Genomic DNA, 14,356 nt, shown 5'->3' with positions numbered 1-14,356 from the left:
TGCATGCCGGAGTTGAATGCCAGTCACGTCGTTTTGATGCCACCCGAAGCGGAGCAAATTGCCAATTTGCCGGCCGTACCGGGGCAAAATGCCCGTGCCATAATGACGCGCGCGCCGTTGACGCAGTCGACGTCGGGTTTTCTGAGTCGCGCAAGCCGAGGGATCGGCCGCCAGGCAGCCGTTGCAGCACAAGCGTTCAGCACGGAATTCGATCACGGCCGCTTTTTCCTGGCGTCGCCCATCTTCCTCGGCGCAGGCGCCATCGCCTGGTTCCGCCTTGCTGTCGATATCCCGCCCATGCGGCTCCTTGCCTGGGCTATCCTCTTTGGTCTCGTTTTCGTCGCGGCAGGCGCCGCGCGTGTCGCGAGCGGCCGCGTGGCGATATCAGGCTTGCTTGTCGTCCTCGGCATGTTCGCGGCGTAACTCGAGACCTGGCGCGCTGATACCGTCGTTCTCGATACAGCGGTGACGACGACCGTGACCGGCCGCGTGGAACGGCGCGAGGGCGACGACAACGGCCGCTGGCGCTATATCTTAAGGGTAACGCGCACGGACGAGCCCTCTCTCAAGCGGCCGCCGCAGCAAGTCTCGCTCGTCGCGCGTGCCGGCGAGCCTGTCGCGGTCGGCGGATGGCTCAGGGGCCGAGTGCGCCTGACGCCGCCAGCCGGACCGGCATTGCCCGAACTCAACGATTTCGCATTCTCCGCCTATTTCGACGGCATCGGCGCCAACGGCTTCTTCTACGGCGTTCCGCAGCCCATCGCGTCGCAGACCGATATCGCCGATCTCTCTGCCGCCGATCGCGCCGTGGAATGGCTCTACGGTCTGCGCAGCAGTATTGGCGACCGCATTCGCAGCATCCTGCCTGATGATACCGGCGCCTTCGCCGCCTCGCTTGTCACCGACGAGAGACGCGCCATCTCCAACGAGACGACGGAGGCGCTGCGCCAATCTGGCCTCGCACACATCGTCGCGATCTCGGGCCTCAACATGGCGCTGTCGGCCGGTATCTGCTTTGTCGGGCTGCGCCTGTTCTTCGGCCTCTTCCCCGGTTTCGCGCAGGCCTATCCGACCAAGAAGTTCGCCGCCGGCAGCGCGCTTCTGGCGTTGACGGCCTATTACATGATCTCCGGCTTCGCGGTCTCGGCCGAGCGCGCCTTCATCATGATGGCGATCATGCTTGTCGCGGTGCTGTTCGATCGCCCCTCGATCAGCCTGCGCAACATCGCGCTCTCGGCGCTGCTGATCATCTTGATGTCCCCATCGGAGGTGCTGGGCCCCAGCTTCCAGATGTCCTACGCCGCGACGCTGGCGCTGGTCGCGGGCTTTGCGGTCTGGACCAGAAGGCGACACCGCGAAAGCGTTCTTCTCACGCATCCCGCGATAAAGCCGGTCATGGTCACGATCCGCTTCTTCGGCGGCATTGCGCTGACCTCGATGATCGGCGGTTTCTCGACAGCGCTGTTTTCGATCGAACATTTTCACAGGCTGAGCGGCTACGGCCTTCCCGCCAACCTGCTGGCCATGCCCGTCATCTCCTTCATCGTCATGCCTTTCGGAATGCTCGCGATGTTGGCGACGCCCTTTGGCCTGGATGCGCCACTGTGGACCGTCGCCGGCTTCGGGCTGGATCTGGTGATCGACATCGCAAAGATGGTTTCCAGCTGGGGCGGCAGTGTCGATATCGGGCGGATCCCCGAATGGTACTTCGCGATCGCCGTCCTCGGCTTCCTCGTCTGGGGGCTGATGCGCACACGCCTGCGGTGGATCGGTGCTGCGGTTGCTGCGCTTGCAACGCTCGTCGTCGTCCTGCTGCCTGCGACACCTGCGCCAGAACTCGTCGTGTCCGAGGATGGAAGCCTTGTGGCGGCAGTTACAGGCGACAGTCTCGCCAGCAATCGCGAACGCCCGCCCGACTTCATCTTCGGGCAATGGCAACGCGCGCTCGCGATCGAAGAACACAAGCCGCCGGATGTGATAGAAGGCGAGGCCTTGCCCATCCCCAGGAGGGGTGAGCCAAGGCCACGACTGACACTGAAACAACAACGCGAAGCGCGCGCAATGATGCGCGCTGCAGCGGCTTCGACAAGTGACAGCCGCTTCCAGTGCCTGAAGACCGCGTGGTGCATAACAGCGCTCGATAGCGGCTACGTCATCGCGACGCTCGAAAACGCCGCCTATCTCGGTCCCGCCTGCGATGTGGCCGATATCGTCATCACGCCTGTCCGTCTGCGCCAGGCGACATGCCGTTCCGGCGCCATGCTATTGACGGGCGAAACGCTTAGGCGGTCAGGCGCCGTCGAAATCCGTATCGACGAGCAGGGGGTGCCTGCCGTCAAAACCGCCTATGAAAGCCTCGGCCGTCCCTGGATGCGCCATCGCGCCTATGACTGGCGCAACGACAACTTCAGCGACGACCCGTCATCAACTAGTGACGTCACCACTCAGTGATACCGGCGAATAAGCCCGACGAGCTTGCCCTGGACCTTGACGCGATCAGGTCCGAAAATGCGGGTTTCGTAAGCCGGGTTCGCGGCCTCAAGCGCGATCGAGGCGCCCTTGCGGCGGAAGCGCTTCAGCGTTGCCTCTTCATCGTCGACGAGCGCCACGACGATATCACCGGGATTGGCGGTATTGCCGTTGCGGATGATGACGGTGTCGCCGTCGAAAATGCCGGCTTCGATCATCGAGTCGCCCTTGACCTCGAGCGCGTAATGCTCGCCGGAGCCGAGCATGTCGGCGGGGACGGTGATGTCGTGGGTGTTGTTCTGGATCGCCGAGATCGGCACACCGGCAGCGATCCGGCCCATGACGGGAACGGACGCTGAGTTGCCGTTGTCGGCGCTCGGCGCGGCCTTCGGGGCAGGGGCTGCGGCCACCGGCTGCGGCTTGCCGAGGCTGCCTTCAATGACGCTCGGCGAGAAGCCGCGTCGCGGCTGCAGGCTCGGATTATAGGCTTCCGGCAGCTTGATGACCTCGAGCGCGCGCGCTCGGTTCGGCAGCCGGCGAATGAAGCCGCGCTCTTCCAGCGCGGTGATCAGCCGGTGAATGCCGGATTTCGATGCGAGATCGAGTGCATCCTTCATTTCGTCGAAGGATGGCGGAACGCCCGACTCTTTCATCCGCTCGTGAATGAACAGAAGCAGTTCTTGTTGCTTGCGTGTCAGCATCGAAATGAACCCCAGAGTCGTGAAACAAAGCCAGAACGGACACTATATGTTCCATATGTGTTCCGCAAGTGCCTAAATTTTCGTAAAACTTGGCTCGGAATCGTCGCGATTTTACACTTCATTCGATTTAACCGCGCTCGCCTCTTGCATTGTGGCGAAAGCCAGCGCACATCTCTGCCGAATTCGGGAGGATTTGCCAATGAGTGACCCCCATCCCCTGGACCACGTGGTGCTGCCGGTCGTCAACATCGAGATGGCGCGCGAGCGCCTGGGCAAACTCGGCTTCACCGTCGCCGCCGATGCGCGGCATCCATTCGGCACCGAGAATGCCTGCGTCTTCTTCGCCGACAAAACCTATCTCGAGCCGCTCGGCGTCGCCAGTCTGGAGACTTACGAGGCGGCCATAGGAGACGGCAACGTCTTCACCGCTCGCGACCGCGCCTTTCGCTTCCGCTGCGGCGATGACGGCCTATCGGCGATCGTCTTCGGCACGCCGGATGCCGACGGCGATCACGCCCGCTTTCTCGCCGATGGCATGAGCGGCGGCGAGATGCTGCAGTTCGCCCGGCAGATGAAGATGCCGGATGGTTCGCAAGCGACCGCGGCGTTCCGGCTGGCCTTTGCTGCCGATTTGCGCGCACCCGATTTCTTCCTCTTCGCCTGCCAGCGCGTCAACCCGTTGCCCAGCGACCGCAAGGCACTGGAAACGCATGCGAACGGCGTGTTGGGCATCCTGTCGATCGTGCTCTCGTCGTCCGATCCCAAGGCGTTCGCGCCGCTGTTGCAGTTGGCGTCGGATGCGCAGGCGACCCGCGAGGAGGCATTCGGTGTCAGCCTGGATGCCGGCAACGCCCGTATCAACATCCTGTCGCCGGATGGCCTGAACGCTTACTACGATCTCGCCGAGCCCAAGGCCGATCGCGGGCTGCGCGGCGCGGCGATTGTATTTTCCGTTGCCGATCTCGCCGTGACAGAGGCGCATTTGGCTGCTAACGGGATCACCTATACACGCAAGAACAATCGAATTCTGGTGAAGGCCGCACCCGGCCAGGGCGCGCTCTTCGCCTTCGAGGAGAAACGATGACTGAAACCAATTCCGAAGTGGCCGTCGGCGAAGGCGCCGGCCGTGTGGTGTTTTCCAACACCGGCAAGCTGTCGCTGATCGCCGGCCCCTGTCAAATGGAAAGCCGCGACCATGCCTTCATGATCGCCGGCACGCTGAAGGAGCTCTGCGACAAGCTCGGTATCGGCCTTGTCTACAAGTCCTCCTTCGACAAGGCCAACCGCACCTCGCTGTCGGCCCAGCGCGGCATCGGGCTTGAAACGGCGCTTGAAGTGTTCGCCGATCTCAAGAAGGAATACGGTTTCCCCGTTCTCACCGACATCCACACCGAGGAGCAGTGCGCCGAAGTCGCCACGGTCGTCGATGTGCTGCAGATTCCGGCCTTCCTTAGCCGGCAGACGGACCTGCTGGTCGCCGCCGCCAAGACCGGCCGCGCCATCAACGTCAAGAAGGGCCAGTTCCTGGCGCCCTGGGACATGAAGAACGTGCTGGCCAAGCTGAATGCTAGCGGCAACCCGAACATCATGCTGTGCGAACGCGGCGCGTCCTTCGGCTACAACACACTGGTCTCCGACATGCGCTCGCTGCCGATCATGGAAGCCATGGGTGCGCCTGTTGTTTTCGACGCGACCCATTCGGTGCAGCAGCCGGGCGGGCAGGGTGGCTCGAGTGGCGGCCAGCGCGAATTCGTGGAAACGCTGGCGCGTGCGGCGGTTGCCGTTGGTGTCGCCGGTGTGTTCGTCGAGACGCACGAAGATCCCGACAATGCGCCGTCGGATGGTCCGAACATGGTCTATCTCAAGGACATGCCGCGCCTGCTTGAGAAGCTGCTGGCCTTCGACGCCATCGCCAAGGGCTGACGTTCAAAAGACTGACACGTTCCTGTATTAGGCCACCGAGGAACAAAGCGGCGAAGCATGCGCAAAACGGCCCCAAACTGGCATTGTAATTTGCGCATCTTCGATTAAAGACGAATTTCAAACGATTTATCCACCCCTCAAGCAGAGAAGAGCCGATGACCGCTATTACCGATATTATCGCCCGCGAGATTCTCGACAGCCGTGGTAATCCCACCGTCGAAGTCGATGTCTATCTCGAAGATGGCAGCATGGGCCGCGCCGCCGTTCCGTCGGGCGCGTCGACCGGCGCGCACGAAGCCGTCGAACTCCGCGATGGTGGCAAGCGTTATCTCGGCAAGGGTGTCGAAAAGGCCGTCGAAGCCGCCAACACCGAAATCTTCGACGCCATCGGTGGCATCGACGCTGAAAACCAGATCCAGATCGACAACATCATGATCGAACTGGACGGCACGCCGAACAAGTCGCGTCTCGGCGCCAACGCCATCCTCGGCGTTTCGCTCGCCGTTGCCAAGGCTGCCGCTGAAGCTGCTGGCCTGCCGCTGTACCGCTACGTTGGTGGCGCTTCCGCTCACCTGCTGCCGGTTCCGATGATGAACATCATCAACGGCGGCGCGCATGCCGACAACCCGATCGACTTCCAGGAATTCATGATCCTGCCGGTTGGCGCTGATTCCATCCGCGAAGCCGTTCGCATGGGCTCGGAAGTCTTCCATACGCTCCGCAAGGAACTCGCGGCCCAGGGCCACAACACCAACGTTGGCGACGAAGGCGGTTTCGCGCCGGGCCTGAAGAGCGCTCCTGAAGCCCTCGACTTCATCATGAAGTCGATCGAGAAAGCCGGCTACAAGCCTGGTGAAGACATCCATCTCGGCCTCGACTGCGCCTCGACCGAATTCTTCAAGGACGGCAAGTACGTTCTCGAAGGCGAAGGCCGCACGCTGGAGCCGGGCGCAATGGCTGAATACCTGGCACAGCTCGCTGCCCAGTACCCGATCATCTCGATCGAAGACGGCATGGCTGAAGACGACTGGGATGGCTGGAAGGCTTTGACGGATCTGGCCGGCAAGAAGGTTCAGCTGGTCGGCGACGATCTCTTCGTCACCAACTCGGCTCGCCTGCGTGATGGTATCAAGATGGGCGTCGCCAACTCGATCCTCGTCAAGGTCAACCAGATCGGTTCGCTGACGGAAACGCTCGACGCCGTCAACACCGCGCACAAGGCAGCCTACACCGCTGTCATGTCGCACCGTTCTGGCGAAACCGAAGACAGCACGATCGCCGATCTCGCTGTCGCGACCAACTGCGGTCAGATCAAGACCGGCTCGCTGTCGCGCTCGGATCGTCTTGCCAAGTACAACCAGCTGATCCGCATCGAAGAGGGCCTCGGCCCGCAGGCCCAGTACGCCGGCCGTTCGATCATCCGCGGCTAAGTCGTCTTATTTCAAGCATTTGGAACCCGCGCCCCAACCGGCGCGGGTTTTTTGTTGCGCCGCGTTCATAGTCAACGGACGGTTAATCTCTGCCCGGTAGTCTTCTGGTCAAGGGTAATGCGTTTCGAGAATGCGTGTATGTGGACCAAGCATCATAAGAAGAAAAAGATCGGCCGTTTCGTCATCCCGGCGATGGCGGTCGCGTTTCTCTCCTACTTCGGCTACCATTGCATCCATGGCGACTACGGCCTGCGCGCGACAGAAGTGTTCGAGCGTCAGCGCATCGCGCGCGAAAGGGAGCTGGCCGTGCTTAAAAATAAGCGCGAACACCTTGAAAAGCAGGTGGCGCTCCTAAGTGATGGTTCCATGGATAAGGATATGCTGGACGAGAAGGCCCGTCTTCAGCTGAACTTCTCCCGCGCCGACGAGATCGTCATATTCAATCATTATTCGAATTAACCGAATTCCGGTTAATCGAAATAAATTGATATTTATCAACAGCTTACGCCAGAATATGAGCCATGCATTTATGGCATTGCTGTGGCGAAATTTCTTCCCTATGGTGCGCACCACCCAAGAACCGATAAACCCATAGGGAGGGTTGAATGGCTCCGCGAAAAAACGCGACCGTTTCCAGCCGTAAGACAAGCGCAAAGCCTGCAGCCAAGGCATCGAATGGTGGCCCGGTGGCCGATTTCGATCGTGACGAAGAGCTCAAGGCCTATCGCGAAATGCTGCTCATTCGCCGTTTCGAAGAGAAGGCGGGCCAGCTTTACGGCATGGGCTTCATCGGCGGTTTCTGTCACCTTTATATCGGCCAGGAAGCTGTCGTCGTCGGCATGCAGATGGCGCAGAAGGAAGGTGACCAGGTCATCACCGCTTACCGCGACCACGGTCACATGCTGGCAACCGGCATGACCGCACGCGGCGTCATGGCCGAGCTGACCGGCCGCATCGACGGCTACTCCCGTGGCAAGGGCGGTTCGATGCACATGTTCTCCAAGGAGAAGCATTTCTACGGCGGTCACGGCATCGTCGGCGCACAGGTGTCGCTCGGCACCGGTCTCGCCTTCGCCAACCGCTATCGCGGCAATGACAGCGTCTCGATCGCTTATTTCGGCGACGGCGCTGCCAACCAGGGCCAGGTCTACGAGAGCTTCAACATGGCTGCTCTCTGGAAGCTCCCGATCATCTACATCATCGAGAACAACCGTTACGCCATGGGCACGTCCACGGCACGCGCCACGGCGCAGTCGAACTACTCGCTGCGCGGTTCCGGCTTCGGCATCCCCGGCGTCCAGGTCGACGGCATGGATGTTCGCGCCGTCAAGGCTGCGGCCGACGAGGCGCTCGAGCATTGCCGTTCCGGCAAGGGCCCGATCATTCTCGAAATGCTGACCTATCGCTATCGCGGTCACTCCATGTCCGACCCGGCCAAGTATCGCTCCAAGGAAGAAGTGCAGAAGATGCGCTCCGAGCAGGATCCGATCGAACAGGTCAAGGCACGCCTCATCGAAAAGGGCTGGGCCTCAGAGGACGATCTCAAGGCGGTCGACAAGGACGTTCGCGACATCGTCGCCGATAGCGCCGACTTCGCCCAGGCCGCACCGGAGCCGGATGCATCCGAGCTCTACACCGACATTCTGCTGTAATCGGGGAGGGTAGACCCATGCCAATCGATATTCTCATGCCCGCCCTCTCTCCGACGATGGAAGAAGGCACGCTGTCCAAGTGGCTGAAGCAGGAAGGTGACAAGGTCACCTCCGGCGACATCATTGCCGAAATCGAAACCGACAAGGCGACGATGGAAGTCGAAGCCGTCGACGAAGGCGTTATCGGCAAGCTGCTCGTTGCCGCCGGCACCGAAGGCGTCAAGGTAAACGCCAAGATCGCTATCCTCCTGCAGGACGGCGAATCCGCATCCGACATCTCGGCAGCACCTGCCGCTGCCGCACCGGCCGCCACTGAGGCACCCAAGGCTGCTGAAGCGCCCGCCGCTGCTGCAGCTCCGGTTCCGGCCGAGCCCAAGGCTCAGGTTCCGAACGATCCTGAAATCCCCGCCGGCACCGAAATGGTCTCCATGACCGTTCGCGAAGCACTTCGCGATGCCATGGCCGAGGAAATGCGCGGCGACGACAACGTTTTCGTCATGGGCGAGGAAGTGGCCGAATACCAGGGTGCTTACAAGGTGACCCAGGGTCTGCTGCAGGAATTCGGCGCCCGCCGCGTCATCGACACCCCGATCACCGAGCACGGCTTTGCCGGCGTCGGCGTTGGTGCGGCGATGTCCGGCCTGAAGCCGATCGTCGAGTTCATGACCTTCAACTTCGCCATGCAGGCGATCGACCAGATCATCAACTCCGCTGCCAAGACGCTCTACATGTCCGGCGGCCAGATGGGTGCGCCGATCGTGTTCCGTGGCCCGAACGGTGCCGCTGCCCGCGTCGGCGCCCAGCACAGCCAGGACTACTCGGCCTGGTACAGCCAGATCCCGGGCCTCAAGGTCGTCATGCCCTACACGGCATCCGACGCCAAGGGCCTGCTCAAGGCCGCCATCCGCGATCCGAACCCTGTCGTCTTCCTTGAAAACGAAATCCTCTACGGTCAGCACTTCGACGTGCCGAAGATGGACGACTTCGTTCTCCCGATCGGCAAGGCCCGCATCCACCGTCAGGGCAAGGACGTCACGATCGTTTCCTTCGGTATCGGCATGACCTATGCCACCAAGGCCGTCGCCGAACTCGAGAAGATCGGCATCGACGTCGAACTGATCGACCTGCGCACGCTGCGTCCGATGGACCTGCCGACCGTGATCGAATCGGTCAAGAAGACCGGCCGTCTCGTCACCGTCGAGGAAGGCTACCCGCAGAACTCGGTCGGTACCGAAATCGCCACCCGCGTCATGCAGCAGGCCTTCGATTATCTCGATGCGCCGGTTCTCACGATAGCCGGCAAGGACGTTCCGATGCCGTACGCCGCCAACCTCGAAAAGCTTGCGCTGCCAAGCGTCGACGAAGTCGTCCAGGCCGTGAAAGCCGTCTGCTATACGAGGTGATGAATGTCGTTGCTGACGCCGCATTTTCGCAAAGCGATCGAGAATCTGCCTTTGTCGCCGGAGTTGGGAATCCTTCATCTGCGTGATTCGATTGAGGAATGGAATTCGCTACCTCCTCATGAGGATGACAGTGCAACAAGGGCGCAGCTTAACAGTTTCATCAGGAAGTTTGTCCGGAAACACAATCTGGACATTCCCTTACCTGACGAGGCCGATAATTTTGCTGCTCTTTCAGAGATATTGGATGCCTATGGCAAAGAATATCGGAAGAATGTTGTTGAAGAGGAGTTGGACGAATTAATCGAAGGTATTTCGTCTGAAGCCGACGCAGAATCTTTTGGATACGCACAGCTAAACCAATCGGAGAAGGAACGGATCCACGGCAATATTAGCCGAATCCGGGAGATGATTGGTGCATCTGATCTAACTGATAGAAAAAAGAACGCGCTTTATGATCGCTTGAACCAACTCGCCAGCGAGGTTGATAAGAGCGGTACAAAGACAGATCGTTTTTTTGCGTTCATGGGCGATGCCGCATTTGTTTTGGGTGATATGGCAACCAAGGCAAAGCCATTCACTACTGAACTAAAAGACATGATCAAGACAATCGGGAAAGCTCGCTCTCGCAAGGAGGGTAGTTTATTGCCCCCAGGAGAAGAAGTGTTGACGCTTCCTGCGCCTGAAGAACGGGAGAACAACGATGCCGATTAACATCACGATGCCTGCCCTGTCTCCGACCATGGAAGAGGGCAACCTCGCCAAGTGGCTGGTCAAGGAAGGCGATACGGTTAAGTCTGGCGATGTCATCGCCGAGATCGAAACCGACAAGGCGACGATGGAAGTCGAAGCGGTCGACGAAGGTGTCGTCGCCAAGCTCGTCGTTCCCGCCGGCACCGAAGGCGTCAAGGTCAATGCCTTGATCGCCGTTCTGGCTGCCGATGGCGAAGATGTCGCTGCCGCAGCAAGCGGCGCGGGTTCGGCTGCTCCGGCACCGAAGGCTGCCGAAGCGCCGAAGGCCGAGGCAAAGACCGAAGCCGCTCCGGCTCCCGCGGCTGCTCCTGCACCGGCTGCAGCGCCCGCCGCTGCTTCCACGGGCGGCAACCGCACCTTCTCCTCGCCGCTCGCGCGTCGCCTGGCGAAGGAAGCCGGTATCGATCTCGCAGCTGTCGCAGGCTCCGGCCCGCATGGCCGCGTCGTCAAGAGCGACGTCGAGGCCGCCGTCGCCGGTGGTGGTGCAAAGGCTGCGCCTGCCGCTGCTCCGCAGGCTGCCGCATCGGCTCCTGCCGCCGCACCGAAGGGCGCTTCCGACGAGACCGTTCTCAAGCTGTTCGAGCCGGGTTCCTACGAACTCGTGCCGCATGACGGCATGCGCAAGGTCATCGCCAAGCGTCTGGTCGAATCCAAGCAGACCGTGCCGCACTTCTACGTCACCGTGGATTGCGAGCTCGATGCGCTCCTGGCGCTGCGCGCCCAGCTCAACGACGCCGCTCCCCGCAAGGAGGGCGCGCCGGCCTACAAGCTGTCGGTCAACGACATGGTCATCAAGGCCATGGCTCTTGCACTGCGCGACGTTCCGGATGCCAACGTCTCCTGGACCGAAGCCAACATGGTCAAGCACAAGCACGCCGATGTCGGCGTTGCTGTCTCGATCCCGGGCGGCCTGATCACCCCGATCATCCGCAAGGCCGAGGAAAAGACCCTGTCGGCCATCTCCAACGAGATGCGCGACCTCGGCAAGCGTGCCAAGGACCGCAAGCTGAAGCCTGAGGAGTATCAGGGCGGCACCTCGTCGGTCTCCAACATGGGCATGATGGGCGTCAAGCACTTCGCAGCCGTCATCAACCCGCCGCACGCAACGATCCTCGCGGTCGGCGCGGGCGAGCAGCGCCCCGTCGTCAAGAACGGCCAGCTGGCTGTCGCTACCGTGATGACCGTCACGCTGTCGACCGACCATCGCTGCGTCGATGGCGCGTTGGGCGCGGAGCTGCTGCAGGCGTTCAAGGGCTACATCGAAAACCCGATGGGCATGCTCGTCTGATCAAACGGCGGAGGCGGAAATGACGAAGACCGTTCTTTGCTATGGTGATAGCCTGACCTGGGGTTATGACGCCGCGTCCGTCGGCCGTCATGAGTACAAGGATCGTTGGCCGAGTGCGCTTCAGGCTGCACTCGGCAATGAAGTCAGGGTTATCGCCGAGGGATTGAACGGCCGTACCACCGCCTTCGACGACCATCTGGCCGATTGCGACCGCAACGGCGCCCGCGTCCTGCCGACCATCCTGCAGACGCATGCGCCGCTCGATCTCGTCATTCTGCTGCTCGGCACCAACGACATGAAGAATGTCGTGGCCGGATCGGCCTTCGCCGCCTGCCAGGGCATCGCCCGGCTGGTGCGGCTGATCCGCAACCACGCATGGCCGTTCGATTTCGTCGTGCCGGATATCCTGATCGTCGCGCCGCCGAGGATCTGCGAAACGGCAAACGTGCCCTTCGCGGCCTCCTTCATCGGCGGCATCGAGGAATCGGCAATGCTCGCGACGCTCTACAGGGATCTCGCCGACGAGCTCGGCTGCGGTTTCTTCGACGGCAATTCGGTTGCCAAGACGACGCCGCTCGACGGCATCCATCTTGATGCCGAAAATACCCGCGCTCTCGGGCGCGGCATGGAATCGACCGTGCGGATGATGTTGGGGCTTTGACGGTGGCGTCTTTCGTGACGCTGCGTCCTGCCACACGGGATGACGCGGCCGAACTGGCGATCCTCTCGGACATTGCCTCGCATGGTTTCGCCTCCTGGCTTTGGCTGGGTGAACTGGGCGGCACCGGAAGCGATACGCCGATGGAGCTTGGCCGGCTGAAGATGCGTCAGGACGAAGGTTACGGCACATGGCGCCACGCGGTGCTGGCCGAAGCCTACGGAGAGACGGCGGGCGCGGCGATAGGCTACGCGCTGGGCGAGGACGTAAAGAATATGGAGGTCGACCGCGTGGCTTTGCAGCCGGTGATCGACCTGCAGAAGATGATTGTTGGCAGCTGGTTCATTGCAACGCTCGGCGTCTATAGCCATCTGCGCGGCATCGGGATCGGCAGGGAAATACTTAAAGGTCAGATCGATATGGCAGGGTCGCTGCCGGTCAGTCTGATCACCGCAAGTGACAATGAAGCGGCGCTGTCGCTTTACAAGAAGAATGGATTTTCGGAAGCGGCGCGCCAGAAGGCGATGTCGCTTTTCGAAAGCAGCAGGAAACACGAGTGGGTGCTTCTCACCCGCGACGCCCGATAACAAAGGCAGGAAAACATGGCTGAGAATTACGACGTCATCATCATCGGCTCCGGTCCCGGCGGCTACGTGGCCGCTGTGCGCGCCAGCCAGCTCGGTCTCAAGACCGCGATCGTCGAGCGCGAGCATCTGGGCGGTATCTGCCTGAACTGGGGCTGCATCCCGACCAAGGCGCTGCTGCGCTCGGCCGAGGTGCTCGACCACGCCAACCACGCCAAGGACTACGGTCTCGTTCTCGAAGGCAAGATGAGCGCCGACGTCAAGGCTGTCGTCGCCCGTTCGCGCGGTGTCTCGGCGCGCCTCAACGGCGGCGTCGGCTTCCTGATGAAAAAGAACAAGGTCGATGTGATCTGGGGCGAAGCCAAGATCACCAAGCCGGGCGAAATCGTCGTCGGCAAGTCCTCCAAGCCCGTCGTCGAGCCGCAGAACCCGGTTCCGAAGAACGTCAAGGGCGAGGGCACCTACAACGCAAAGCACATCATCATCGCGACCGGCGCCCGCCCGCGCGCGCTGCCGGGCATCGAGCCGGATGGCAAGCTGATCTGGACCTATTTCGAGGCGATGAAGCCGGCAGCGCTGCCGAAGTCGCTGATCGTCATGGGCTCTGGCGCCATCGGCATCGAGTTCGCGAGCTTCTACCGCTCGATGGGCGTCGACGTCACGGTCGTCGAAGTCATGCCGACCATCATGCCGGTCGAGGACGTCGAAGTCACCGCGATCGCGCGCAAGCAGCTTGAGAAGCGCGGCATGAAAATCCTGACCAGCGCCAAGATCACCAAGGTTGAAAAGGCCGCTGATAGCCTCACCGCCCATGTCGAGACGGCCAACGGCAAGGTCCAGCAGATCACCGCAGACCGCATGATCTCGGCTGTCGGCGTCCAGGGCAACATCGAAAACCTCGGCCTCGAAGCCGTCGGCGTCAAGACCGACCGCGGCTGCGTCGTTATCGATGGCTACGGCAAGACCAATATCGCCGGCATCTACGCCATCGGCGACGTTGCCGGCCCGCCGATGCTCGCCCACAAGGCCGAGCACGAAGGCGTCGTCTGCGTCGAAAAGATCGCCGGCCTGCCGAACGTTCACGCCACCGACAAGGGCAAGGTCCCGGGCTGCACCTACTGCCACCCGCAGGTCGCCTCCGTCGGCCTGACGGAAGCCAAGGCCAAGGAATCCGGCCGCGACATCCGCGTGGGTCGCTTCTCCTTTGCCGCCAACGGCAAGGCAATTGCGCTCGGCGAAGACCAGGGGCTCTGCAAGGTGATCTTCGACAAGAAGACCGGCGAACTGCTCGGCGCGCACATGGTCGGCGCCGAAGTCACCGAACTCATCCAGGGCTTCGTCGTCGCCATGAACCTGGAGACGACCGAAGAAGAACTGATGCACACCATCTTCCCGCATCCGACGGTTTCCGAAACCATGAAGGAAGCGGTTCTGGATGCCTATGGTCGCGTCCTCAACGCTTGATAATTTTCTTCGCCGCTCTCTATGACGGATTGAA

At 61.5% G+C, this 14,356-nt stretch carries 12 protein-coding genes and 1 pseudogene; 12 read left to right on the top strand and 1 reads right to left on the bottom strand.

Features of this window, described 5'->3' with window-relative positions:
- The first annotated feature begins 36 nt into the window (after positions 1 to 36).
- Positions 37 to 2,451, top strand: a pseudogene (locus ACCD05_RS00845) (ComEC/Rec2 family competence protein).
- On the opposite strand, the gene lexA reads toward ACCD05_RS00845, so the two are convergent.
- Complete coding sequence (gene lexA / locus ACCD05_RS00840; RefSeq protein WP_018899995.1) at positions 2,445 to 3,170, bottom strand: transcriptional repressor LexA; 726 nt, start codon at positions 3,168 to 3,170, stop codon at positions 2,445 to 2,447. The pseudogene ACCD05_RS00845 and the gene lexA sit on opposite strands and share 7 nt — an antisense overlap.
- A gap of 199 nt (positions 3,171 to 3,369) precedes the next feature.
- On the opposite strand from lexA, the gene ACCD05_RS00835 reads away from it, so the two are divergent.
- The 11 genes from ACCD05_RS00835 (at position 3,370) to lpdA (ending at position 14,322) form a co-directional block, all read left to right on the top strand.
- A complete protein-coding gene (locus ACCD05_RS00835; RefSeq protein WP_413390587.1) occupies positions 3,370 to 4,254 on the top strand; it encodes a VOC family protein in 885 nt (294 codons plus the stop codon).
- On the top strand, positions 4,251 to 5,093 hold the full coding sequence (gene kdsA, locus ACCD05_RS00830) for a 3-deoxy-8-phosphooctulonate synthase (RefSeq protein WP_112979638.1): 843 nt from the start codon (positions 4,251 to 4,253) through the stop codon (positions 5,091 to 5,093). The genes ACCD05_RS00835 and kdsA overlap by 4 nt, the downstream gene beginning before the upstream one ends.
- Before the next feature lie 155 nt (positions 5,094 to 5,248).
- Positions 5,249 to 6,523: a phosphopyruvate hydratase gene (gene eno, locus ACCD05_RS00825; protein WP_018899992.1), complete on the top strand. Its 1,275-nt coding sequence runs from the start codon at positions 5,249 to 5,251 to the stop codon at positions 6,521 to 6,523.
- 138 nt (positions 6,524 to 6,661) lie between these two features.
- Entirely contained in the window at positions 6,662 to 6,982 is a 321-nt protein-coding gene (locus tag ACCD05_RS00820; protein ID WP_111561415.1) for an FtsB family cell division protein, read from the top strand.
- 146 nt (positions 6,983 to 7,128) lie between these two features.
- The gene (pdhA, locus tag ACCD05_RS00815; protein ID WP_018899990.1) at positions 7,129 to 8,175 is read left to right on the top strand and encodes a pyruvate dehydrogenase (acetyl-transferring) E1 component subunit alpha; all 1,047 of its coding nucleotides are present in this window, start codon (positions 7,129 to 7,131) and stop codon (positions 8,173 to 8,175) included.
- 17 nt (positions 8,176 to 8,192) lie between these two features.
- A complete protein-coding gene (locus tag ACCD05_RS00810) occupies positions 8,193 to 9,578 on the top strand; it encodes a pyruvate dehydrogenase complex E1 component subunit beta (protein WP_413390584.1) in 1,386 nt (461 codons plus the stop codon).
- Positions 9,579 to 9,581: 3 nt separating this feature from the next.
- Positions 9,582 to 10,289 (top strand): hypothetical protein, encoded by a 708-nt coding sequence (locus ACCD05_RS00805; RefSeq protein WP_413390582.1) that lies wholly within the window; start codon positions 9,582 to 9,584, stop codon positions 10,287 to 10,289.
- Positions 10,279 to 11,616 carry a pyruvate dehydrogenase complex dihydrolipoamide acetyltransferase gene (locus ACCD05_RS00800; RefSeq protein WP_413390580.1) on the top strand — a complete coding sequence of 446 codons (1,338 nt, stop codon included), beginning with the start codon at positions 10,279 to 10,281 and terminating at the stop codon, positions 11,614 to 11,616. The genes ACCD05_RS00805 and ACCD05_RS00800 overlap by 11 nt, the downstream gene beginning before the upstream one ends.
- Before the next feature lie 19 nt (positions 11,617 to 11,635).
- Positions 11,636 to 12,277, top strand: a complete 642-nt coding sequence (locus ACCD05_RS00795) for an SGNH/GDSL hydrolase family protein (protein WP_413390578.1) — start codon at positions 11,636 to 11,638, stop codon at positions 12,275 to 12,277.
- A 2-nt stretch (positions 12,278 to 12,279) separates the two neighbouring features.
- The gene (locus ACCD05_RS00790) at positions 12,280 to 12,861 is read left to right on the top strand and encodes an N-acetyltransferase family protein (RefSeq protein ID WP_413390576.1); all 582 of its coding nucleotides are present in this window, start codon (positions 12,280 to 12,282) and stop codon (positions 12,859 to 12,861) included.
- 15 nt (positions 12,862 to 12,876) lie between these two features.
- On the top strand, positions 12,877 to 14,322 hold the full coding sequence (lpdA, locus tag ACCD05_RS00785) for a dihydrolipoyl dehydrogenase (RefSeq protein ID WP_413390574.1): 1,446 nt from the start codon (positions 12,877 to 12,879) through the stop codon (positions 14,320 to 14,322).
- Positions 14,323 to 14,356: the final 34 nt, after the last annotated feature.

The organism is Rhizobium sp. Rhizsp42 (assembly GCF_047304155.1).
GTDB lineage: Bacteria > Pseudomonadota > Alphaproteobacteria > Rhizobiales > Rhizobiaceae > Rhizobium.
The sequence above is the reverse complement of the archived record's forward strand: the minus strand, read 5'-3'. Positions and strand labels throughout refer to the sequence as shown.